Raw genomic sequence first — 20,567 nt, 5'->3', positions numbered from 1 at the left:
GCAACCGGCGGGTATTTCCGCATGGTTCCGGCTTGCGCAGTGCACTGGTTCTCTGTAATATCCACTATATTGAATTTTAGTTCGACATAGCGAATTTCTGCCAAGGCAGTGAAAACGTGTCGCAATCGTACCATACCCGCTACCGCAGAACCATCCAGACAAGGGACCACCATGAGCATCGACGCCAAAAACACCTTCTTCACCGGCCTGCAGCACACCCTCGACCAGTTGCGCAGCGATGGCCTGTTCAAGCCGGAGCGGGTGCTGGCGTCGCGCCAGGGCGCCGAAGTGGTGGGCCAGGACGGCCGCACCCTGATCAATATGTGCGCCAATAACTACCTCGGTTTGTCCGGCGAAGAGTGGGTGGCCCAGGCCTCGATCGACGCTACCGAAAAATACGGCTACGGTCTGTCGTCGGTGCGCTTCATCTGCGGCACCCAGACCGTGCACAAGCAGCTGGAACAGGCGATTTCCAAGTTTCTCGGTACTGAAGACACCATCCTGTACGCAGCAGCCTTCGACGCCAACGGCGGCGTGTTCGAGCCGCTGTTCGACGAGAACGACGCCATCATTTCCGACGCGCTCAATCACGCCTCGATCATCGACGGCATCCGCCTGTGCAAGGCTGCGCGCTTCCGTTACGCCCATAACGACATAGCCGACCTGGAAAAGCAGCTGCAAGCGGCCGCCGGCAAGCGCCATAAAGTCATCGTCACCGACGGCGTGTTCTCGATGGACGGCACCATCGCCCAGCTGGACAAGATCTGCGACCTGGCCGACCAGTACGGCGCGCTGGTGATGATCGACGAATGCCACGCTTCCGGCTTCATGGGCGCTACCGGCCGTGGCACGCACGAACACCACAACGTGATGGGCCGCATCGACATCATCACCGGCACGCTGGGCAAGGCCCTGGGCGGCGCCATGGGCGGCTTTACGTCGGCGCGCAAAGAGGTAATCGACATGCTGCGTCAGAAATCGCGCCCGTACCTGTTCTCCAACACGCTGGCGCCGTCGATCGCCGGCGCTTCGCTGGCGGTGCTCGAGCGCCTGACGCAATCGACCGAACTGCGCGACCGCCTGCACCTGAACACTGCCTATTTCCGCAAGGAGATCGAGCGCATCGGCTTCACCATCAAGCCGGGCACGCACCCGGTGGTGCCGGTGATGCTGTTCGACGCACCGGTGGCGCAAAAGTTCGCGGCCCGCATGTACGAGCTGGGCGTGCTCTTGTCGGGCTTCTTCTATCCGGTGGTGCCGATGGGGCAGGCGCGCGTGCGCGTGCAGCTGTCCGCCGCCCATACCCGCGAGCAGCTCGATACGGTGCTCAAGGCCTTCGAGCAGGCCGGCAATGAACTTGGCCTGTTGAACCACGCCGCCAAACAATAATATGCAACTCGTCAGGAACCCCATGAACACCACTACCCCAAGCGCCGAACGTATTCACGTCGAACGTATTCTCGTCATCGGCGCCAACGGCCAGATCGGCAGCGAACTGGTGGAGGCCCTGGCCGCCAGCCACGGCGCCGACAACGTCTTCGCCGCCGACATCAGCCCCACCAACCTGTACAACGCAGCGCGCTACCTGACGCTCAATGTGCTCGACAAGGAAGCGCTGTCGGCGCTGGTCACCAGCGAAGGCATCACCCAGGTGTACCAGCTGGCAGCCATGCTGTCGGCCACCGGCGAGGCAGCCCCGCTCAAGGCCTGGACCCTGAACATGGACGGCCTGCTCAACATCCTGGAAGTGGCGCGCGAGCGCGGCGCCATCGGCAAGCCATTGAAAGTGTTCTGGCCGTCGTCGATAGCCGCCTTCGGCCCCAACACCCCGGCGGTGAACACGCCGCAAACCACGGTGATGGACCCGACCACCATCTATGGCATCAGCAAACTGGCCGGCGAACGCCTGTGCGAGTATTACTTCATCAAGTACGGTGTCGATGTGCGCAGCATCCGCTATCCGGGCATCATCAGCTTCAAATCACCTCCGGGCGGCGGCACCACCGATTACGCCATCGCGATCTTCCACTCGGCGCTGCGCGGTGAACGTTACGAATGCTTCCTCGGCCCGCACACCACGCTGCCGATGATCTACATGCCCGACGCTATCCGCGCCACCATCGAACTGATGGAAGCGCCAAGCGAACAGGTAAAAGTGCGCTCGTCCTACAACGTGGCCGGCGTATCGTTCAACCCCGAACAACTGGCCGCCGCCATCACCCGCGCGGTACCGGACTTCAAGATCGGCTACCAGCCGGACAGCCGCCAGGCGATTGCCGACTCGTGGCCGCAAAGCCTCGACGACGCCGTGGCCACCGCTGACTGGGGCTGGCAGGCGCGCATCGGCATCGACGCCATGGTGGCCGACATGCTGGCCAACGTTAATGTCCAGCTTGGTCAGGCCGCATAAATTTAACCATCATATAAAACGACAACGAGAGACACTGATGGACATGAGCGTATTCGATCTGTTCAAGATCGGCATAGGACCATCGAGTTCCCACACGGTGGGACCGATGGTGGCGGCGCGCCGCTTTTTGCTGGAGTGCGCGCCGCTCGATGACGCCACCAGCGTCACCGCCGAGCTGTATGGCTCGCTGGCGCTGACCGGCGTCGGTCATGCCACCGACAAGGCGGTCATCCTGGGCCTGATGGGCGAAACCCCGCAGGACGTGGTACCTACCCAGGTCGATGCGCAACTGGCCGCCGCCGAAGCGGCCGGCCAACTGGCGCTGCTGGGCGGGCACGTGGTGCCGTTCAAACGCGGCGTCAACCTGGTCTTCCACATGGCCGAGTCGCTGGCCGAGCACCCGAACGGCATGCGCTTCACGCTGACCCGCGCCGACGGTTCGACCACCAGCAAGGTGTATTACTCGGTGGGCGGCGGCTTTATTCGCGAGGAAGGGGAGGCGCAGCAGGCGGCGCCCGATACCTCGCGCCCCTTGCTGCCATACCCGTTCGACACCATGGACCAGCTGCTGGCGCACGGCCAGGCCAGCGGCCTGACGATTCCGCAGATGTTGCGCGCCAACGAGTGCGCGCGGCTGGGCAACGCCGAACTCGATGCCGGCATCGACCGCATCTGGCACGTCATGCGCGACTGTATCAACCACGGGCTGGAAACGGCCGGCATCCTGCCGGGCGGCCTGCAGGTCAAGCGCCGCGCGGCGCGGTTATGGCAGCAGGCGCAATCGAACGTGGCGCCAGCGAACCACCTGCCGCATGACGCGCTGCACCAGGTCAGCCTGTACGCGATGGCAGTCAACGAGGAAAACGCCGCCGGCGGGCGCGTGGTGACGGCGCCCACCAACGGCGCGGCCGGCATCATTCCGGCGGTGCTGCGCTACTACGCGGAAGACTGCAAACCAAGCGATCCGGTCACCGGCATCCGCGACTTCATGCTCACGGCAGCAGCCATCGGCATGCTGTGCAAGCGTAACGCGTCGATCTCGGGCGCCGAAGTCGGGTGCCAGGGCGAGGTGGGCGTGGCGTGCGCAATGGCCGCTGCCGGCCTGGTGGCGGCGCTGGGCGGCACCAACCTGCAAATCGAGAATGCGGCCGAAATCGGCATCGAGCACCACCTGGGCATGACGTGCGATCCGATCGGCGGCCTGGTGCAGATTCCGTGTATCGAGCGCAATGGCATGGGCGCGGTCAAGGCGATTACCGCCGCATCGCTGGCGCTCAAGGGCGACGGCACCCACTTCGTCAGTCTCGACGAGGTGATCGAGACCATGCGCCAGACCGGCGCCGACATGCAGGCCAAGTACAAGGAAACCTCGCTGGGCGGCCTGGCGATCCACGTCATCACCGTCAACCACGCAGCCTGCTGAATTTTCTCAGAGCAGTCTGCCACCTTCGAGCAAGCCCTGGAACTCCAGCGGCGCCACGGGCTTGCTGAAGTAGTATCCCTGCATTTCGTCGCAATGCTGCTGCTGTAGAAACGCCAGCTGCTCCGCCGTCTCCACGCCTTCTGCAATCGTCTTCAATCCCAGACTGCGCGCCATGTTGATGATGGCGCTGACGATGGCCTTGTCCTCCGCATCGGTGCTGATGTCCCGCACGAACGACTTGTCTATCTTCAGTTTATAGACCTTGAATTTTTTCAGGTGGCTCAGCGACGAGTAGCCGGTGCCGAAGTCGTCGATCGACATCCGTATCCCGCGCTCGTGCAGGTGATTCATCATGGTGATTGCGCCCTGCGGGTCGTGCAGGGCCACGCCTTCGGTCAGTTCCAGCTCCAGGTACTCGGGCGGCAGACCTTCCTCGAACAGGATTTGCGACACCAGTTCCGGCAGGTCGGTGTTGCGGAACTGGGTGGCGGACAGGTTCACCGCCATCACCAGCGGCGGTAAGCCCGCGTCGAGCCACGCGCGCGCCTGGCGTACGGCCTGGCGCAGCACCCAGGCGCCGATCGGCAGTATCAGGCCGCTGTCTTCGGCGGCGGGGATGAATTCCACCGGCGAGATGTCGCCCAGTTCCGGCGTACTCCAGCGCAGCAGCGCTTCGGCGCCGACGATGCGCTGGTCGGGTAGCGATACCTGCGGTTGATAGACCACGCGCAGCTGGTCGCGCTCGATCGCGTAGCGCAGCAGGTTGACCAGCTGCAGGTGGCGCGCCGCGCGCAGGTGCATGGCGGCGGTAAACAGGCGGTAGTCGTGGCGGCCAGCGCGTTTGACCTGGTACATGGCAGCGTCGGCGCGCTGCAGCAGGTTTTCCATGTCGTCGCCGTCGTCGGGGCACAGCGCGATGCCGATCGACGCCGTCACTTTCAGATCATGGATGCCCACCCGGAACGGCTGGGCGATCAGTTCCATCACCCGGCGCGCCGCATCGGTGGCTTCCTGGGCGCCCGCGCCTTGCAGCACGAAGATGAATTCGTCGCCGCCCAGGCGCGCCACCATGTCGCCCTCGCGGATCGCATGGCCCAGGCGCTTGGCCAGCTCGCACAGCAGGCCGTCGCCCACGCTGTGGCCCAGCGAGTCGTTGATGTCCTTGAAATGGTCGAGGTCCAGCATCATCAATGCCAGCGGCGTGCGATGAATGCGTGCGCGTTCCAGCGATTGCAGCGTGTGCTCCTGCAATTGGGCGCGGTTGGGCAGGCCGGTGAGGGTGTCGAAGTGGGCCAGGTACTGGATGCGCTGGTCGGTCTGTTCGCGCTGGCGTTCGCGGTCGAAGTTTTTCAACGCATAGTCGATGTCGCTGGCCATCTCGATGAACAGCGACTGCACCTCGGGGTCGAATGCGCCGGTCGCGGTGGAGTAGGCCGAGAAGAACCCCGTAATGGCGCCGTCGCGATGCAGCGGAATCGACATGGCTGCGCGCCAGCCGCAGCGCTCGAAATGCTTGCGCCACTGCGGCGACTGCGGCGTCTGCGCGAAATCCTGGCACCAGAACGGCGCGTCGTCGCGATACGCGGCGGCGACCGGGCCGCGCCCTTCCGGCAGTGCCGGATCGACCGATATCAGCTGTGCATTGAGGTACTCGATATGGTCGCCGGCGCCGGCCACCGGCGTCACCCGCAGCGATGCCGGATCGATCAGACCGATCCAGGCCAGCGACATGCCGCCGTGAGACACCACGGCGTCGCACACGCTGTCGAACAGCTCCTGCTCGTCGCGGCTGCGCACGATGGCCTGGTTGCACTGGCTGAGCGCCGCGTACAGCTTGCCCAGGCGCTGGGCCCGTGCCAGGGCGTCGGTGCGTTCCTGGTCCACCCGCACCAGGTTGTGGCGGGTTTCGGCCAGCCATGCCAGCACGCTGTCGCGGGCGTGGTCCGGCACGGGCGGAGGTTCGGTGATGTCGCCACGCCCCAGTCGGCGGATCTCCTGCTGCAACTGGTCCACCGAACACCCCAGGGTGGCGTCGAGCCGGCGCTTGGCGCGCCACAGCAGCGCTACCAGCACCAGCGCAAACAGGATGAAGCCCAGGCGCGCGCCATTGGCTTGCAGCGCCGTGTTTTCCACCGCGCGCAGGGTACGGTGCTCCACGCTTTCGGTCACCTGGGCAATCGGCAGCATGATGGCGGCCTTGGCGCGGTGGTAGCTGACATCGAACAGCATGGCGCGGGCGGCAGCGAGCGCGTCGGGATCGTCGCCGCCGAAATCGCGCATGGCCAGCGCCTTGTTCTCGATTGCGGTCAGGCGGTCCGATTCGTCCTTGGCGCGCGTGAGCAGGCGCAGTTCTGCAGCCGTAAAGCCGGCCTCGCGCAACAGGTCCATCAGGGGCACGGCGGCGCCGGGCTGGCGCGGACGCCGGCCGCTTTCGACGACCAGGTCCCAATACACATTGTCGTAGCCCTGCGGGCGCGGCGCGCGGCCGTCGCGGATGTCGAGGATTTCCTGGTAGTGACGACGATATTGCGGATCGCCGGTAGCCACGTAGCTGCGCGCCATGCGGGTGAGGTCGTCGGAAGACTGGCGCAGCTCTTCGATCAGCGTGCGCGAGGCGTAGCGCTGCTGGTTGGCGTGGTCGATGCGCTTTTCAGTCCAGACATAGAGCAGGAAGGCGATGGTGACGACGAACAGGGCGCCGAAACAGGCCCACAGGATGCTGACGAACTGCCTCGGCGCGGGCTGACGGGAGACTGGCAACTTCATAATGAATGGCGGCAGGCGCCTTGAAACCCTGGAAAATCTGACGTATGCAGTATATTGCCTCAAAGACAGCGAGACCAGCGCACGGGTGCTGAATTGCTCCGCAGCGTGCGTGGGCGGCCCGTCAATACGCCATAAAACAACGATCTTCACCGCAATCGCCGTGGCGCACTATAATATCCGCTCATTTTGCAGCGTTCCGCCATTTTGTTGCCAGTACAACCGGACTTCTCTCATCTATGCAATACGTCTCTACCCGCGCCGCCTCCTCGCCGGCCGCATCGTCGAACTCCCAACAATTCTCGGACATTCTGCTCGGCGGCCTGGCCACCGACGGCGGCCTGTTCCTGCCGACCGAGTACCCGCAGGTGACCGGCGCCGAACTCGATGCCTGGCGCAAGCTGTCGTACGCCGAACTGGCGTTTGAAATCCTGCGCAAATTCGCCACCGATATTCCGGAAGCGGACCTGCGCGCGCTCACCGCCAAAACGTATACGCAAGAGGTGTACCGCAACGCCCGTCCCGATGATGACGCGTCGCGCATCACGCCGCTGCGCGTGCTGGAAGAGGGCAATGGCACCAAGTTGATGCTGCAAGCGCTGTCGAACGGCCCCACGCTGGCGTTCAAGGACATGGCCATGCAATTGCTGGGCAACCTGTTCGAATACGCGCTGGCCAAACAGAAGGCGGAGCTGAACATCTTTGGCGCCACGTCCGGCGATACCGGCAGCGCGGCCGAATACGCGATGCGCGGCAAGCAAGGCATCCGCGTGTTCATGCTGTCGCCGCACGAAAAAATGAGCGCGTTCCAGACCGCCCAGATGTTCAGCCTGCAGGACCCCAACATCTATAACATTGCCATCGAAGGCGTGTTCGACGACGCCCAGGACATGGTCAAGGCGGTCTCCAACGACCTCGACTTCAAGGCGCGCCACAAGATCGGCACCGTCAACTCGATCAACTGGGCCCGCGTGGTGGCGCAGGTGGTGTACTACTTCCGTGGCTATCTCGAAGCGACCACGTCGAACGACCAGAAAGTGTCGTTCACGGTCCCGTCGGGTAACTTCGGCAACATCTGCGCCGGCCATATCGCCCGCATGATGGGTCTGCCGATCGACAAGCTGGTGGCCGCCACCAACGAAAACGACGTGCTCGACGAATTCTTCCGCACCGGCGTTTACCGCGTGCGCAAGTCGTCCGAAACGTATCACACCAGCAGCCCGTCGATGGACATCTCCAAGGCGTCCAACTTCGAGCGCTTCGTCTATGAACTGGTGGGCCGCGATGGCGACCGCACCCGCGCACTGTTCCACAAGGTGGAAACCCACGGCGGCTTCGATCTGTCCGGCAAAGCGGGCAGCGACGGCGACGAGTTCAAACTGGTGGCCAGGTATGGTTTCAAGTCGGGCAAATCCACCCACGACGACCGCCTCGACACCATCCGCGACGTGGCCGACGACTATGGCATCGTGATCGACACCCACACCGCCGACGGCATCAAGGTCGCGCGCGAACACCTGCAACCGGGCGTGCCGATGATCGTGCTGGAAACCGCGCTGGCCGCCAAGTTCAACGAGACCATCCTCGACGCGCTGGGCGAAGACGCCGAACGTCCGGAAGGCTTCGAGAACATCGAAGACCTGCCGCAGAAATTCGTGGTCATGAAGGCCGACGTGGAGGCGATGAAAGCCTACATCGCCGCCAACACCGGCCTGTGAGCGGCGCCGTGCACGCCCCCAAGCCGATGCTGACCATGGCGGAGGCGCTGGTGCAGATGCTGGCCGCCGCCCGTCCGGTAGCCGACATCGAGACCGTGCCCACGCTCGCGGCCAACGGCCGCGTGCTGGCCGAAGCCCAGGTCTCCGGCATGAACGTGCCGGGCCAAGACAACACGCAGATGGACGGCTACGCCGTGCGCGCGGCTGACTGCAGCAGCGGTCACGCCGTGCTCAAGGTATCGCAGCGTATCCCGGCCGGCCATGTCGGCCAGCCTTTGCAGGCCGGTACCGCCGCGCGCATCTTCACCGGCGCGCTGATTCCCCAAGGGGCCGATGCAGTCGTGATGCAGGAGCAGTGCGAAGTGGGCGGCGCCGACGGTGACACCGTCATCGTTCGCCACACGCCGAAGGCCGGCGAGTGGATACGCCGTGCCGGCGAAGACATCACCAGCGGCAGCACCATCCTGCCAGCCGGCGCGCGCCTGCGCAGCCAGGAGCTGGGCCTGGCCGCGTCGGTCGGCCTGGCGACACTGCCGGTGCGGCGCAAGCTGCGCGTGGCCGTGTTCTTTACCGGCGATGAGCTGACCATGCCCGGCGAACCGCTGGCGCCCGGCGCCATCTACAACTCCAACCGTTTTACGCTGCGCGCGCTGCTGGAAAACCTCGGTTGCGAGATCACCGATTTCGGCATCGTGCCCGATACACTGGACGCCACCCGCGCCGTGTTGCGTGACTGCGCCAATGGCCACGACCTGATCATCACGTCGGGCGGGGTGTCGGTGGGCGAGGAAGACCATGTCAAGCCGGCCGTGGAAGCGGAGGGGCGCCTCACCATGTGGCAAATCGCCATCAAGCCCGGCAAGCCGCTGGCGTTTGGCGAAGTGGGGCAGGCCGCCTTCGTGGGCTTGCCCGGCAACCCGGTGTCGAGCTTCATCACGTTTTTGATGTTTGTGCGGCCGTTCATCCTGCGCCTGCAAGGCGTGCAGGGCACGGTGGCGCCGCGCGCGTTTACCATGCGGGCGGACTTCAATCTGCCCAAGGCCGATCGCCGCAACGAGTTCCTGCGCGCGCGCATCAACGCCGGCGGCGGGCTTGAACCGTTCCGCAACCAGAGTTCGGGCGTGCTCACGTCCACCGTCTGGGGCGATGGAGTGATCGACAATCCCCCCAACCGCACCATCGCCGAAGGCGACCTGGTCCGGTTCATCCCGTTCAGCGAGTTGATGTCCTGATGGCGGTTACCGTAAAATTTTTTGCCAGCGTGCGCGAAGCCGTGGGCGTTTCCAGCGACACACTGGCGCTGCCAGAGGAAGTCACCACGGTGGGCGAGCTGCGCGAGCACCTGTCCGCGCGCGGCGACAACTGGCGCGGCGCGCTGGCCAGTCCGGCATTGCGCATGGCTTGCAACCAGGTGATGTGCGACGCCGCCACCCCGGTGCCGGACGGCGCGGAAGTGGCGTTTTTCCCGCCGGTGACGGGCGGTTAGCGCTTGCCCGGCCTGGTGCCTGCGCCGACGTCGTCACAACTGGCGCATGGCATGGCCAGGCGGTAGCGGCGCCAGTGGCCATATGTAAAAATGCCGGCGGCGGCCATGGCCCACAGCGCGGCGCTCAGGTAATCGTCGCGCGTGGTGGAGCCCTTGAACCATTCCACGGCGGTCAGGATCGCAAACAGCGGCAACGCTGCCAGCAGGTAGCGTTTCAGCCAGAACAATGCGCCCATACAGTCTCCCTCTCATTTTGATTATTGAACACCATGCAGCCTAGTGTGCCATCTTTTCGCGTCGCCGTCATCGGCGGCGGCCCGGCGGGCCTGATGGCCGCCGAAACCCTGGCGCAGGGCGGGGTGCAGGTCGATGTGTACGATGCCATGGCCTCGGTCGGCCGCAAGTTCCTGCTGGCCGGTCGTGGCGGCATGAACATTACCCACGCCGAGCCGTATGCCGATTTCGTCACGCGCTATGGCGCGCAGGCGGCGTCGCTGCGGCCCATGCTCGACGCTTTCGGTCCTGCGGACGTGCGCGCGTGGATCCATGGCCTCGGTGTGCAGACCTTTGTCGGCAGTTCCAACCGGGTGTTCCCCACCGATATGAAGGCTGCACCTCTGCTGCGGGCCTGGCTGCACCGGCTGCGCGAGCACGGTGTGCGGTTCCACATGCGCCATCGCTGGACCGGCTGGCGCAGCGACGACGGCGCGCTGGTATTCGAAACACCCGATGGCGAGTTGACCGTGCAGGCCGATGCCGTGGTGCTGGCCCTGGGCGGCGGCAGTTGGGCGCGGCTCGGCTCGGACGGCGCTTGGATTCCGTTATTGCAGGCGCGTGGCGTGGCGGTCGCGCCTTTGGTGCCGGCCAATTGCGGCTTCGACGTGGACTGGAGCGCGCATTTTAGCGAGCGCTACGCCGGCGAGCCGCTCACCACGGTGGCGATTACCTCGGTCGGTGCGGACGGGCGCGAGTTCCGCCGCCAGGGCCAGTTCGTGGTGACCAGTGGTGGCGTCGAGGGCAGCCTGATTTATGCGCTGTCGGCCGCGCTGCGCGACCAGATCGACGCCAGCGGCCACACGACGGTGTATCTCGACCTGCTGCCCGACCTGGCGCCAGAACGGGTACTCGATGAAGTAACGCGCCCGCGCGGCGCCCGTTCGCTGACCAGCCACCTGCAAAGCCGGCTCGGTCTCAAGGGCGTCAAGGCGGGGCTGCTGCGCGAATGCCTCGATAAGGAGTCGTATGGCGATCCGCACTTGCTGGCGCACGCGATCAAGCGCCTGCCGGTCCGTTTGGTGCGCCCGCGCCCGATCGACGAGGCGATCAGCAGTGCCGGCGGCGTGATGTGGCAGGCGCTCGATGGCGCCATGCTCAAGGCTGCGCCAGCGGTGTTCGTGGCGGGCGAGATGGTCGATTGGGAGGCGCCGACCGGCGGCTATCTGCTTACCGCGTGCTTTGCCAGCGGGATTGCGGCGGGCCGCGACGCCCTGGCATGGCTGGACAGCCTGCACGGCCAAGCAGGCGACTAAACTGCTGAAACTCTGAACCGCTGACCCTGTATGAGCCAGGTCCCGCAGCGGTAACCCTGTCGCGGTCGGGTACTGCGGTAACGGAGTTTACTCCCAGTGCACCGAACCCGACCCCTTGCGGCTGATCTCGCGCTGATCCGGGTTGCCGTACACGGTCAGGTTGCCGCTGCCCTGCAGCTCGAGATTGGCAGCTTTGCGGGCGAACACGTGGCCGGTGCCCGACCCCTTGAGCAGTACTTCCACCCGGTCCGCCGCCAGGTGGCGCGCGTCGAGCGTGCCGGAGCCGGCAAGCTGCATCTCCATCACCTGGCAGCTGCCGGCAGCCGTGATGCGGCCCGAGCCCAGCAATTCCAGTTCCACGTGCTGGCCGCTGCCGGCGTTGAGCGCGAGGTTGCCGCTGCCATGTAATGCCGCACTGAGCTTGCGATAGCGGCCGTTGAAGGCCACGTCGCCCGAACCCTGCAATTGCAGGTCCATGCGCTCGCCGTTAAAACCGCTGACCTTGACGTTGCCGCTGCTGCGCACAAGCAGTTCCTCCAGTTGTGGCAGCACCAGCTCCACCTGCAAGCGGTGGCGCGGGTTGAGCAACATGCCCTTGGTGCCGATGTGCAGGTCACGGCCATCCTGGTCGGTGCCGATATTGGCCAGCGAGCGCTGCTCGCCGCGCACCTTGAGCGAGGCGGTGGGGCCCTGGGTCAGTATCAGATCGATCGGGCCGGTGATATCGACCACCTTGGCCATGGCGTTGATGCTGCGGGTTTCGCTCGACAGCGAGCGGCCAGCGCTGCTGGCCGGGTTGGCGGCGCCATACGATTTCAGCATGCTGTAGGTGATACCGATCAGCACGAAGGAGAACAAGAGCAGGCTGAAGCCGATTTTCATCAGGGAGCGCATGGTGGGCCTCTCAATGTCCGCGCAGCAACGAGACGTTCATGGCGGCGTAGCGTCGCATGCCCACCACCGTGTAGCGGGTGAGCACGATGCAGACCAGGCACAGGCCGATACCGCCCAGCACCAGTCCCAGGCCGATCAGGGTCTGGGTGGTGCGGGCGCCGCCGTCGAAATCGGTGGTAATCTTCATGTCGCCGGTGGCCATGGCTTCGGCGCGGTCCCAGATACGGGCGTTGCGGCTGCCAATGGCGGCATCGTTGCCGGCGCCGCCAGCGTCGGATTCGCGGAATACCTGGATGCCGCGCCCGGTGATCGCCACTTTCCAGCTCATGGCCTCTTCTTCCTCTGCGCGCGTATCGAAGCGCGAATTGGTCAGCGCCATCACCTGGCGGATCGGGCCTTGCAGTGCCAGTTCGTTTTGTCCCGACAGGCCGCTGGCCGTCACCGCCACGCCGCCGATGTAAAAACTGAACGCCGACAGGTACACCGCCAGCAGCAGCGACGCATACACCGCTGCCGGAATCACCATGAACAGGTTAAAGATGGCCAGACCGATCACCGAGCCGACGGTCCGGATGATGTGGCGCGGCGGTGACGGTTGGCGGGAGGAATCGGGTTTCATGATGGTCAATAGTTGTTGCTGTCGATGTTGGCACTGTACGCAAGCCCGCCGCGCCGCGCCACTTGCATGTGACAGTCTGCGTAATTTGCGGTACAGGCGACCCGCCAGCGCGCCAGGCCGCATGCTGCTCGACCGGGGCGAAGGCGGTCAGGCACCCTTGAGCAGGCGCGCAGCCGCCACGCCGCTGCGCACGGCCGATTCGATGGTGGCCGGATAATCGCTGGCCGTGTAGTCGCCGGCCAGCACCAGGCCGGGCAAACCGGTGGCATTCGCAGGCCGTACCAGGCCCGGGGTGCTGGCATGGGTGGCACGTTTTTCCGTGATCACCTTGAACCATTGCGGCCGGCCCAGTTCCGGGCGCTGGAAGGCGACTGCCAGTTGCACTGCCACGGCTTCGGCCAGCAAGTCCTGCTGTTCCGCTGCGGCGCTGGCCGAGGCGCTGATCACCACGGCCAGCAGGCCGGCCTGGGCCGGGTCCAGCTGGCCGCGGTCGAACACGAACTGGCCCCACTCGTGGTTGTCGGCATCGTCAAGCAGGGCGTAGAAAGGCAAGTCGAGCCGGATATCGGGTGCGAATTGCAAATAAACGGTGGTGATGGTTTCCGGTTCCAGCGCGATCAGGCTGGCGCAGGCAGCACTGGTGTCGCAGCCGGCGATGCCGTGCAGCAGTGCCGCTGCCTGGTTGGGGCCGGTCGCCACCACCACGCCGTTGAAATAGGTGCTCCACATGCCGCCCACGGCGGCGCCGCTGATATCGGCCTGCCACAGCCGGCCTTCGATCGAGCGCAGCGCTTGCACCTTGGCGCCGGTGCGCACCGAGCCGCCGTTCGCCTCGATATACTTGGCGGCCGCCTCGGGCAGCAGCGCCGAGAGGTCCACGCGCGGCACCAGCATGTCGGAGGCGGCGCGGCGCGCGCCCAGGCTGTCGCGTAGCACGGCCAGAAATACTTGCGCGGAAGCGCGTTCCGGCGGCGTATTGAGCGCGGCCAGGCAGAGCGGGCGCCACAGCAGGCGGGTCAGGCGCGGGGTTTGATCGTAGCGTTCCAGCAGCTCGGTCACCGTGCAATCCTGGTGCAACTGCCAGCCCATCCAGCGCGCGGTCGATGAAAAGCGCAGCAGGCTCAGTTTGTCGGCCCGGTCCAAACCCTTGCTACGCAGCAGCGCTACGGCCAGGTGCAGCGGCGCCGGCAGCGGCATAGCTGGCGCAACGAAGTCCATGCCGCCCGGGCCGCCGGCCACGCGCGGGTAGCGCATCTGTAACGGCAATTTCAACAGCGCCTGGGCCGGATCGACGCCGACAAGTTGCATCACGCGCAGGGTTTCGCTGTAGGCGCCCAGCAGGATGTGCTGGCCGTTGTCGAGCAGCTTGCGGTCGGTTTCGATGCGGCGCGCGCGTCCACCGAGCACGCGGGCCGCTTCGAACAGCGTGACCTTGAAACCGGCGCGCGCCAGTTCCACGGCCGCCGTGCAGCCGGCCCAGCCGCCGCCGATGACGGCAATGCTGCGGCTGATATCGGTATCTCCCTTGGCCACAAGGCGTTTTTCAGCCGCGTTGTCAGCGGCATTGTTGCCAGGTTGATCGACCACGGCGCCGTCAGCCACGGACATAGGTTTTCCACGCCAGCCACAGCTTGCGGATCGGCGTGAGTGAAATGCGCTGGGTCAGCACGTGGTAGCCGTCGGCCTGCACTTCGTCGAGCAGGGTGCGGTAGATGGCGGCCATCATCAGGCCCGGGCGTTGCGCGCGGCGGTCCTGCCTGGGCAGCAGCGCGAACGCATCGTCGTACGCTTGCTGGGCGCGCGCCACCTGGAACGCCATCAATTGCTCGAATTTGTCCGAGTGGCGGGCGTTCAGCAGGTCGGCGGCGGTAACGCCGAATTGTTGTAATTCGTTCACTGGCAGGTAGATGCGGCCCTTGCGCGCGTCTTCTCCCACGTCGCGGATGATGTTGGTGAGCTGGAATGCGTGCCCCAGTTTTTCCGCGAACTGCAAGGTTTGCGGCGTGGTGACGCCGAAAATGCTGGCCGACAGGATGCCCACCACGCTGGCCACGTGCCAGCAATAGCGCGTGAGCGCGGCGTAGTCGAGGTAGCGGGTCTGGTTCAGGTCCATCTCCATGCCGTCGATGATGGCCTGCAAGTGTTCCTGCTTGAGGTTGTACACCGCGAGATGCGGTTGCAGCGCTTGCGTCACCGGGTGCGACTGGCGGCCTTCATACATGCCGGCGATTTCCTTGCGCCACCATTCCAGCTTGATGCGGGCGACCGACTCGTCGGTGCAATCATCGACGGTGTCGTCCACCTCGCGGCAAAATGCGTACAGGGCAGTGATGGCGCGACGACGCTCCGGCGTGAGAAACAGGAAGCTGTAATAAAAACTGGAGCCGCTTTGCGCGGTCTTTTGCTGGCAGTAGTCGTCGGGGGACATGAATAAAAAAGCAAGGTTGGCCTATCGAAGCCGCTATTTTATAGTGTCGCGCCCTGTAACGGGGCCGATTTCATCCTTTGCTTCATGCGTACGGCCGACCAGAACACGCCTACCCAATCGCGCCGGTCCAGCTTGGGCCGGTGGCGGAACACATCGTATTGCACGCGCTCGATCTCATCGAGAATCTTCAGGCCGCCTTGCACCACCATGCGCAGTTCGAAGCCGATGCGGCCCTTCATGCGCAGCGCCAGCGGCGCGCCACTGTGCATCAGGGCGCGGGCACGGGTCACTTCGAACTTCATCATGGCGCGCCAGCGCGGGCGCGAGTCCGGTGCGTCGAGTGCGCCGGGCAGGATGGCGTAGCGGTTCAGGTCTTCCAGCGGCAAATAAATGCGCTCCTTGTGCAGGTCGATCGCCACGTCCTGCAGGAAGTTGATCAGTTGCAGCGCGCTGCAAATGGCATCCGAGTCGCGCAGGTTTTCTTCGGTGGCCTGGCCGTACAGGTGCAGCATCAGGTGGCCGACCGGGTTGGCCGAACGCGCGCAGTAATCGAGCAGGGCGCCGTAGGTGGCGTAGCGGTGCACCGTCACGTCCTGCTTGAAGGCGGACAGCAGCGCGTACATGGGCGCGAGCGGCAGGTCGTACTCGCGCACCACCACGGCCAGCCGTTCGAACATGGGGCTGTGATCGGTGGCGCCGGCAGCGATGAGGTCGAGCGCAGCTTCGTAGGCGCTCAGGTCCGCCAGGCGCTGTTCCGGCGTGGCGTCGCCCTCGTCGGCCAGGTCGTCGGCGCTGCGGGCAAAAGCATAGATGGCCTCGACGGCCGGACGTAAGCTTTTCGGCAATAAAATGGAAGCGACAGGAAAGTTTTCGTAGTGTTCTACCGACATGTAGTCTTGACCCAAAGCAAAATTGGCAAATTTCCGGATTAAATGACTTAAAAGTCATTTGCAAACCAGTTTGCTCGGCATATAATTAATTAACGGAAAGTCATTTATTTCCAACCCGTAATGGTAGTGCCTCAAGCCGCTCAGAGCAAGGAAAAGGAAAGTATCGTGGTCTCCTCCAGATTTCCCCGTTTCACCCCTCGTATTTCCACTATTTATATGGCAGTTGCGTGTGCAGCGCTTGCGGCCTGTTCCAAGCCGGTCGAAAAGACCGAGGATATCCGCCCGGTGCGGGTGATGGTGCTGGCCGGCAGCGATGTCGATGTCAATGCCGAGTTCGCCGGCGAGGTGCGGGCGCGGGTGGAATCGCGCCTCGGTTTCCGCGTGGGAGGCAAGATCGTCAGCCGCAAGGTCGATGTCGGCACGCTGGTCAAGCGCGGCCAGGTACTGATGGCGCTCGATCCCCAGGATCTGAAACTGTCGCAGGCGCAGGCCATGGCCGCGCTGCGTTCGGCGGAAACCAGCCGCGACCTGGCCCAGGCCGACGCCCAGCGCTACCGCGAGCTGCGCGGCAAGAACTTCGTCAGCCAGGCCGTGCTCGACGAAAAGGAATCGACCCTGCGCGCAGCGCAAGCCTCGGTCGATGCCCAGCAGGCGCTGTACAGCGGCCAGTCCAACCAGGCGGCCTACGCCACCTTGACGTCCGACGTCGATGGCGTGGTCACGCAGGTCGATGCCGAAGTGGGGCAGGTGGTGTCGCCGGGTACGCCGGTGGTGCAGGTGGCCAAGGCCGGCGAAAAGGAAATTGTTATTGGCTTACCGGAAGACAAGGTCGATGCGCTGCGCCAGATCACCGATGTGCACGTGCGGCTGTGGGCCGATCCGAGCCGCTCGGTCGCCGGCAAGATCCGCGAAATTTCGCCGGTGGCCGATCCGGCCACGCGCACCTACACCGCCAAGGTGACTGTGCCCGACACGCTGGACGCCAGGCTGGGCATGACCGCCGTGGTGCAGTTCGCTTCGCGCACGGCCACGCCGCAGATCAAGGTGCCGTTGACGGCGCTGTTCCACGAAAAATCCGCCACCTCGGTGTGGGTGGTGGAAAACGGCGCCGTCAAGCTGGTGCCGGTCACCGTGGCGGGCGCTGCCGGCAACGACCTGGTACTGTCCGCCGGCGTCAAGCCGGGGCAGTCGGTTGTCACTGCTGGCGTCAACCTGCTCAAGCCGGGACAGAAAGTGACCATCCTCGGTAACGATGTGCCGGTGGCGCCATCGAAGGCAGTCGCCGGGACTGCCAAATGAAAGGTGGCTTCAACCTCTCGCGCTGGGCGCTCGAACATATTCCACTGACGCGCTACCTGATCGCGGTGTTGCTGATCGGCGGTGCGCTTGCCTACAGCAACCTGGGCCAGGACGAAGATCCGCCGTTCACGTTCCGCGCCATGGTCGTGCGCGCCATGTGGCCGGGCGCAACCGCGCTGCAAATGGCCGAACAGGTCACCGACAAGCTGGAAAAGAAACTGCAGGAAACCCCGGGCATCGATGAAATCAGCAGCTATTCCAAGCCGGGCGAGACGCTGATCATTTTGAAATTGCGCGAATCGACGTCGCCCAAGGACGTGTCGCAGTCGTGGTACCAGGTGCGCAAGAAGATCGGCGATATTGCCGGCACCTTGCCGCCGGGCGTGGTCGGGCCGTTCTTCAACGACGAGTTCGGCGATACCTATGGCTTGATCTTCGCGCTGTCCGGCGACGGTTTCAACTATGCCGAGGTGAAGGAATACGCCGATTTCGTGCGCCAGCGCCTGCTCAAGGTGCCCACGGTCGCCAAGGTCGAGCTGTTCGGCGTGCAGGATGAAAAGCTGGTCATCGAGTTCTCGCACAAGAAATTCGCCCAGCTTGGCATCCCGATTGAAACCATTGCCAACCAGATCGCCACGCAAAACAGCGTGGAATCGACCGGCGTGCTGGTCACGCCCACCGATAACCTGCAAGTGCGGGTGACCGGCGCCCTGAAAACACCGAAAGACCTGGAACAGCTGGAACTGCGCGCCAACGGCACCACGTTCCGCCTCGGCGACTTTGCCACCGTCAAGCGCGCCTACCAGGATCCGCCGGGCGACAAGATGCGTTTCAATGGCAAGGAAGTGATCGGTTTGGGCGTGTCGATGGAGAAGGGCGGCAACATCATCGTCCTCGGCCGGAACATGGAAAAAACCGTGGCCGAGATCAAGGCCAAGCTGCCGGTCGGCATCACGCTCGAGCGGGTGTCCGATCAGCCCGAGGCGGTCAAGGCATCGGTGGGCGAGTTCGTCCATACGTTGATCGAAGCGGTGCTGATCGTGCTGGCGGTGAGCTTTGTCGCGCTCGGTTTGCACACCAAGCCGTTCCGCCTCGACGTGCGCCCCGGTCTGGTAGTGGCGCTGTCGATCCCGCTGGTGCTGGCTGTGACGTTCCTGTTCATGCGCATGCTCGATATCGACCTGCACAAGATTTCGCTTGGCGCGCTGATCATTGCGCTGGGCCTGCTGGTCGATGACGCCATCATCGCGGTGGAAATGATGGTGCGCAAGATGGAGGAGGGCATGTCGCGGTTTGACGCGGCCACGTTCGCCTACACGTCCACTGCGATCCCGATGCTGACCGGCACCCTGATCACGGTGGCGGGCTTCCTGCCGATCGGCCTGGCCAAGTCCACCGCCGGCGAATACACATTCTCGCTGTTCTCGGTCAATGCCCTGGCGCTGATCATTTCGTGGGTGGTGGCAGTGACGTTTACGCCTTACCTGGGCTTCCTGCTGCTCAAGGTCAAGCCGCATGCCGACGGTCACAGCGAGCACGATATTTTCGATACGCCCGGTTTCCGCCGCTTCCGCGCCGTGGTCAACTGGTGCGTGGAGTTCCGCAAGACCACCATTGCCGCGACCTTGCTGGTGTTTGCGCTCGGTATCTACGGCTTCAACTTCATCGAGAAACAGTTCTTCCCCGATTCCAGCCGTCCCGAGCTGATGGTGGAGCTGTGGACGCCGGAAGGCACGAGTTTTGCCGCCAACGAAGCGCAGGTGAAAAAATTCGAGGCATTCGTGACGAAATTACCGGGCGTGGTCAGCGTGACCAGCTACGTCGGTACCGGCAGCCCGCGCTTCTATCTGCCGCTCGACCAGATCTTCCCGCAGACCAACGTATCGCAAATCGTCGTGCTGCCCAAGGACCTGGCGGCGCGGGCGGCGCTGCGTGACCAGATCACCAAGGTATTCGAAAAAGATTTCCCCGAAGTGCGCGGCAGGGTGAAACTGCTGCCGAACGGCCCGCCGGTACCGTACCCGGTGCAGTTCCGCGTGACCGGCACCGAGGTGGCCAAGGTGCGCGCGATTGCCGACCAGGTCAAGGACATCATGCGCGCCAATCCGAATGCGATCGGCGTCAATGACAACTGGAACGAGTCGGTCAAGGTGCTGCGCCTGGACCTGGACCAGGACAAGATGCGCGCGCTGGGCGTCACGTCGCAAACGGTGATGCGCGCCGCCAATACCATCCTGTCCGGCACCACGGTGGGGCAGTTCCGTGAGGATATCCGGCTGATCGACATCCAGATCCGCCAGCCGATCGAGGAGCGCAACACGATTTCCGTGCTCAACGACACCAATATCCCGACCGCCAGCGGCAAGTACGTGCCGATCAGCCAGCTGGCGCGCGCGCATTTCGTGTGGGAGCCGGGCGTGGTGTGGCGCGAAGGGCGCGAATGGGCGATCACCGTGCAGGCCGACGTGGGCGACCATATCCAGGGGCCGACCGTATCGAGCCAGATCGAACCGGAACTGAAGGCCTTGCGCGCGGCCTTGCCGGCCGGCTATGCGATCACCATCAAGGGGGCGGCAGCCGACAGCGGTACGGCCGAAGCGTCGATTGCGGCCAACCTGCCGCTGGCGATCTTCATCATCTTCACGCTGTTGATGTTGCAGCTGCATAGTTTCTCGCGGGCGCTGCTGGTGTTCCTGACCGGGCCGCTCGGCGTGGCCGGGGCGGCGATGGCCTTGCTGCTGCTGGGCCGGCCGCTGGGCTTTGTCGCCAACCTGGGCATCATCGCACTGTTCGGCATGATCATCCGTAACTCGGTGATCCTGGTGGACCAGATCGAGCAGGACATTGCTGCGGGCCACGATCCGTGGACCGCGATCGTCGAATCGGCCGTGCGCCGGTGCCGGCCGATCATCCTGACGGCCGCCGCCGCAGCACTGGCGATGATCCCATTGTCGCGTTCGGTATTCTGGGGCCCGATGGCGGTGGCCATCATGGGTGGACTGATTTTGGCGACGGCATTAACGCTGTTGTTCCTGCCGGCGTTGTATGCGGCGTGGTTCCGGGTCAAAAAGCCGGTTCCGAAACCTGCTAATGGCGTGGAATAGCGGG

General features: G+C 64.4%; 16 protein-coding genes. 9 read left to right on the top strand and 7 right to left on the bottom strand.

From position 1 onward, the window contains the following. Positions 1 to 171: 171 nt before the first annotated feature. From kbl to F8197_RS05610, 3 genes are read left to right on the top strand one after another with little or no spacing between them, the layout of a single operon-like run. Positions 172 to 1,389 carry a glycine C-acetyltransferase gene (kbl, locus tag F8197_RS05620; RefSeq protein WP_152880610.1) on the top strand — a complete coding sequence of 406 codons (1,218 nt, stop codon included), beginning with the start codon at positions 172 to 174 and terminating at the stop codon, positions 1,387 to 1,389. 22 nt (positions 1,390 to 1,411) lie between these two features. Beyond that, positions 1,412 to 2,410, top strand: a complete 999-nt coding sequence (locus F8197_RS05615; protein ID WP_152880608.1) for an NAD-dependent epimerase/dehydratase family protein — start codon at positions 1,412 to 1,414, stop codon at positions 2,408 to 2,410. A gap of 37 nt (positions 2,411 to 2,447) precedes the next feature. Further along, on the top strand, positions 2,448 to 3,833 hold the full coding sequence (locus F8197_RS05610) for an L-serine ammonia-lyase (protein WP_152880606.1): 1,386 nt from the start codon (positions 2,448 to 2,450) through the stop codon (positions 3,831 to 3,833). Between the two features lie 6 nt (positions 3,834 to 3,839). Here the strand turns inward: F8197_RS05610 and F8197_RS05605 are convergent, their stop codons facing one another. Further along, entirely contained in the window at positions 3,840 to 6,599 is a 2,760-nt protein-coding gene (locus F8197_RS05605; protein WP_152880604.1) for a bifunctional diguanylate cyclase/phosphodiesterase, read from the bottom strand. A 236-nt stretch (positions 6,600 to 6,835) separates the two neighbouring features. Here F8197_RS05605 and thrC point away from each other — a divergent pair, with 236 nt between their 5' ends. From thrC to moaD, 3 genes are read left to right on the top strand one after another with little or no spacing between them, the layout of a single operon-like run. Then, on the top strand, positions 6,836 to 8,314 hold the full coding sequence (gene thrC / locus F8197_RS05600) for a threonine synthase (RefSeq protein ID WP_152880602.1): 1,479 nt from the start codon (positions 6,836 to 6,838) through the stop codon (positions 8,312 to 8,314). A gap of 26 nt (positions 8,315 to 8,340) precedes the next feature. Beyond that, the gene (gene glp / locus F8197_RS05595; RefSeq protein WP_152880930.1) at positions 8,341 to 9,546 is read left to right on the top strand and encodes a gephyrin-like molybdotransferase Glp; all 1,206 of its coding nucleotides are present in this window, start codon (positions 8,341 to 8,343) and stop codon (positions 9,544 to 9,546) included. Further along, on the top strand, positions 9,546 to 9,800 hold the full coding sequence (moaD, locus tag F8197_RS05590) for a molybdopterin converting factor subunit 1 (RefSeq protein WP_152880600.1): 255 nt from the start codon (positions 9,546 to 9,548) through the stop codon (positions 9,798 to 9,800). The genes glp and moaD overlap by 1 nt, the downstream gene beginning before the upstream one ends. Here moaD and F8197_RS05585 read toward each other — a convergent pair. After that, a complete protein-coding gene (locus tag F8197_RS05585; RefSeq protein WP_152880598.1) occupies positions 9,797 to 10,036 on the bottom strand; it encodes a hypothetical protein in 240 nt (79 codons plus the stop codon). The genes moaD and F8197_RS05585 overlap by 4 nt on opposite strands. 33 nt (positions 10,037 to 10,069) lie before the next feature. Between F8197_RS05585 and F8197_RS05580 the strand changes: the two genes are divergently transcribed. Further along, positions 10,070 to 11,329 carry a TIGR03862 family flavoprotein gene (locus tag F8197_RS05580; protein ID WP_152880597.1) on the top strand — a complete coding sequence of 420 codons (1,260 nt, stop codon included), beginning with the start codon at positions 10,070 to 10,072 and terminating at the stop codon, positions 11,327 to 11,329. Between the two features lie 87 nt (positions 11,330 to 11,416). Here the strand turns inward: F8197_RS05580 and F8197_RS05575 are convergent, their stop codons facing one another. The 5 genes from F8197_RS05575 to hpnC all read right to left on the bottom strand — a co-directional run bounded on the left by F8197_RS05575 (position 11,417) and on the right by hpnC (position 16,160). After that, on the bottom strand, positions 11,417 to 12,223 hold the full coding sequence (locus tag F8197_RS05575; protein ID WP_152880595.1) for a head GIN domain-containing protein: 807 nt from the start codon (positions 12,221 to 12,223) through the stop codon (positions 11,417 to 11,419). A gap of 10 nt (positions 12,224 to 12,233) precedes the next feature. After that, positions 12,234 to 12,842 carry a DUF1700 domain-containing protein gene (locus F8197_RS05570; protein WP_227012081.1) on the bottom strand — a complete coding sequence of 203 codons (609 nt, stop codon included), beginning with the start codon at positions 12,840 to 12,842 and terminating at the stop codon, positions 12,234 to 12,236. Positions 12,843 to 12,989: 147 nt separating this feature from the next. After that, on the bottom strand, positions 12,990 to 14,450 hold the full coding sequence (gene hpnE, locus F8197_RS05565) for a hydroxysqualene dehydroxylase HpnE (protein ID WP_152880591.1): 1,461 nt from the start codon (positions 14,448 to 14,450) through the stop codon (positions 12,990 to 12,992). Then, positions 14,437 to 15,270, bottom strand: coding sequence for a presqualene diphosphate synthase HpnD (hpnD, locus tag F8197_RS05560; RefSeq protein ID WP_152880589.1), 834 nt, complete (start codon positions 15,268 to 15,270; stop codon positions 14,437 to 14,439). Before hpnD ends, hpnE begins: the two co-directional genes overlap by 14 nt. Before the next feature lie 38 nt (positions 15,271 to 15,308). Then, the gene (hpnC, locus tag F8197_RS05555) at positions 15,309 to 16,160 is read right to left on the bottom strand and encodes a squalene synthase HpnC (protein WP_152880587.1); all 852 of its coding nucleotides are present in this window, start codon (positions 16,158 to 16,160) and stop codon (positions 15,309 to 15,311) included. A 216-nt stretch (positions 16,161 to 16,376) separates the two neighbouring features. Here hpnC and F8197_RS05550 point away from each other — a divergent pair, with 216 nt between their 5' ends. Further along, positions 16,377 to 17,459, top strand: coding sequence for an efflux RND transporter periplasmic adaptor subunit (locus tag F8197_RS05550; protein ID WP_227012080.1), 1,083 nt, complete (start codon positions 16,377 to 16,379; stop codon positions 17,457 to 17,459). Continuing rightward, a complete protein-coding gene (locus F8197_RS05545) occupies positions 17,456 to 20,563 on the top strand; it encodes an efflux RND transporter permease subunit (RefSeq protein ID WP_152880583.1) in 3,108 nt (1,035 codons plus the stop codon). Before F8197_RS05550 ends, F8197_RS05545 begins: the two co-directional genes overlap by 4 nt. Positions 20,564 to 20,567 lie beyond the last annotated feature (4 nt).

Origin of the sequence: Duganella sp. FT27W (assembly GCF_009295655.1) — a bacterium.
In the GTDB taxonomy this organism is placed as follows: Bacteria; Pseudomonadota; Gammaproteobacteria; order Burkholderiales; family Burkholderiaceae_D; genus Rugamonas; species Rugamonas zoogloeoides.
The sequence above is the reverse complement of the archived record's forward strand: the minus strand, read 5'-3'. Positions and strand labels throughout refer to the sequence as shown.

Excerpts from the sequence above, each read along its gene's own strand:
- moaD (WP_152880600.1), top strand. The coding sequence starts at position 9,546 with ATGGCGGTTACCGTAAAATTTTTTGCCAGCGTGCGCGAAGCCGTGGGC.
- glp (WP_152880930.1), top strand. The coding sequence starts at position 8,341 with ATGCTGACCATGGCGGAGGCGCTGGTGCAGATGCTGGCCGCCGCCCGT.
- F8197_RS05545 (WP_152880583.1), top strand. The coding sequence starts at position 17,456 with ATGAAAGGTGGCTTCAACCTCTCGCGCTGGGCGCTCGAACATATTCCA.
- hpnC (WP_152880587.1), bottom strand. The coding sequence starts at position 16,160 with ATGTCGGTAGAACACTACGAAAACTTTCCTGTCGCTTCCATTTTATTG.
- hpnE (WP_152880591.1), bottom strand. The coding sequence starts at position 14,450 with ATGTCCGTGGCTGACGGCGCCGTGGTCGATCAACCTGGCAACAATGCC.
- F8197_RS05615 (WP_152880608.1), top strand. The coding sequence starts at position 1,412 with ATGAACACCACTACCCCAAGCGCCGAACGTATTCACGTCGAACGTATT.
- F8197_RS05550 (WP_227012080.1), top strand. The coding sequence starts at position 16,377 with ATGGCAGTTGCGTGTGCAGCGCTTGCGGCCTGTTCCAAGCCGGTCGAA.
- thrC (WP_152880602.1), top strand. The coding sequence starts at position 6,836 with ATGCAATACGTCTCTACCCGCGCCGCCTCCTCGCCGGCCGCATCGTCG.
- F8197_RS05610 (WP_152880606.1), top strand. The coding sequence starts at position 2,448 with ATGGACATGAGCGTATTCGATCTGTTCAAGATCGGCATAGGACCATCG.
- kbl (WP_152880610.1), top strand. The coding sequence starts at position 172 with ATGAGCATCGACGCCAAAAACACCTTCTTCACCGGCCTGCAGCACACC.
- F8197_RS05605 (WP_152880604.1), bottom strand. The coding sequence starts at position 6,599 with ATGAAGTTGCCAGTCTCCCGTCAGCCCGCGCCGAGGCAGTTCGTCAGC.
- F8197_RS05575 (WP_152880595.1), bottom strand. The coding sequence starts at position 12,223 with ATGCGCTCCCTGATGAAAATCGGCTTCAGCCTGCTCTTGTTCTCCTTC.
- hpnD (WP_152880589.1), bottom strand. The coding sequence starts at position 15,270 with ATGTCCCCCGACGACTACTGCCAGCAAAAGACCGCGCAAAGCGGCTCC.
- F8197_RS05580 (WP_152880597.1), top strand. The coding sequence starts at position 10,070 with ATGCAGCCTAGTGTGCCATCTTTTCGCGTCGCCGTCATCGGCGGCGGC.
- F8197_RS05585 (WP_152880598.1), bottom strand. The coding sequence starts at position 10,036 with ATGGGCGCATTGTTCTGGCTGAAACGCTACCTGCTGGCAGCGTTGCCG.
- F8197_RS05570 (WP_227012081.1), bottom strand. The coding sequence starts at position 12,842 with ATGAAACCCGATTCCTCCCGCCAACCGTCACCGCCGCGCCACATCATC.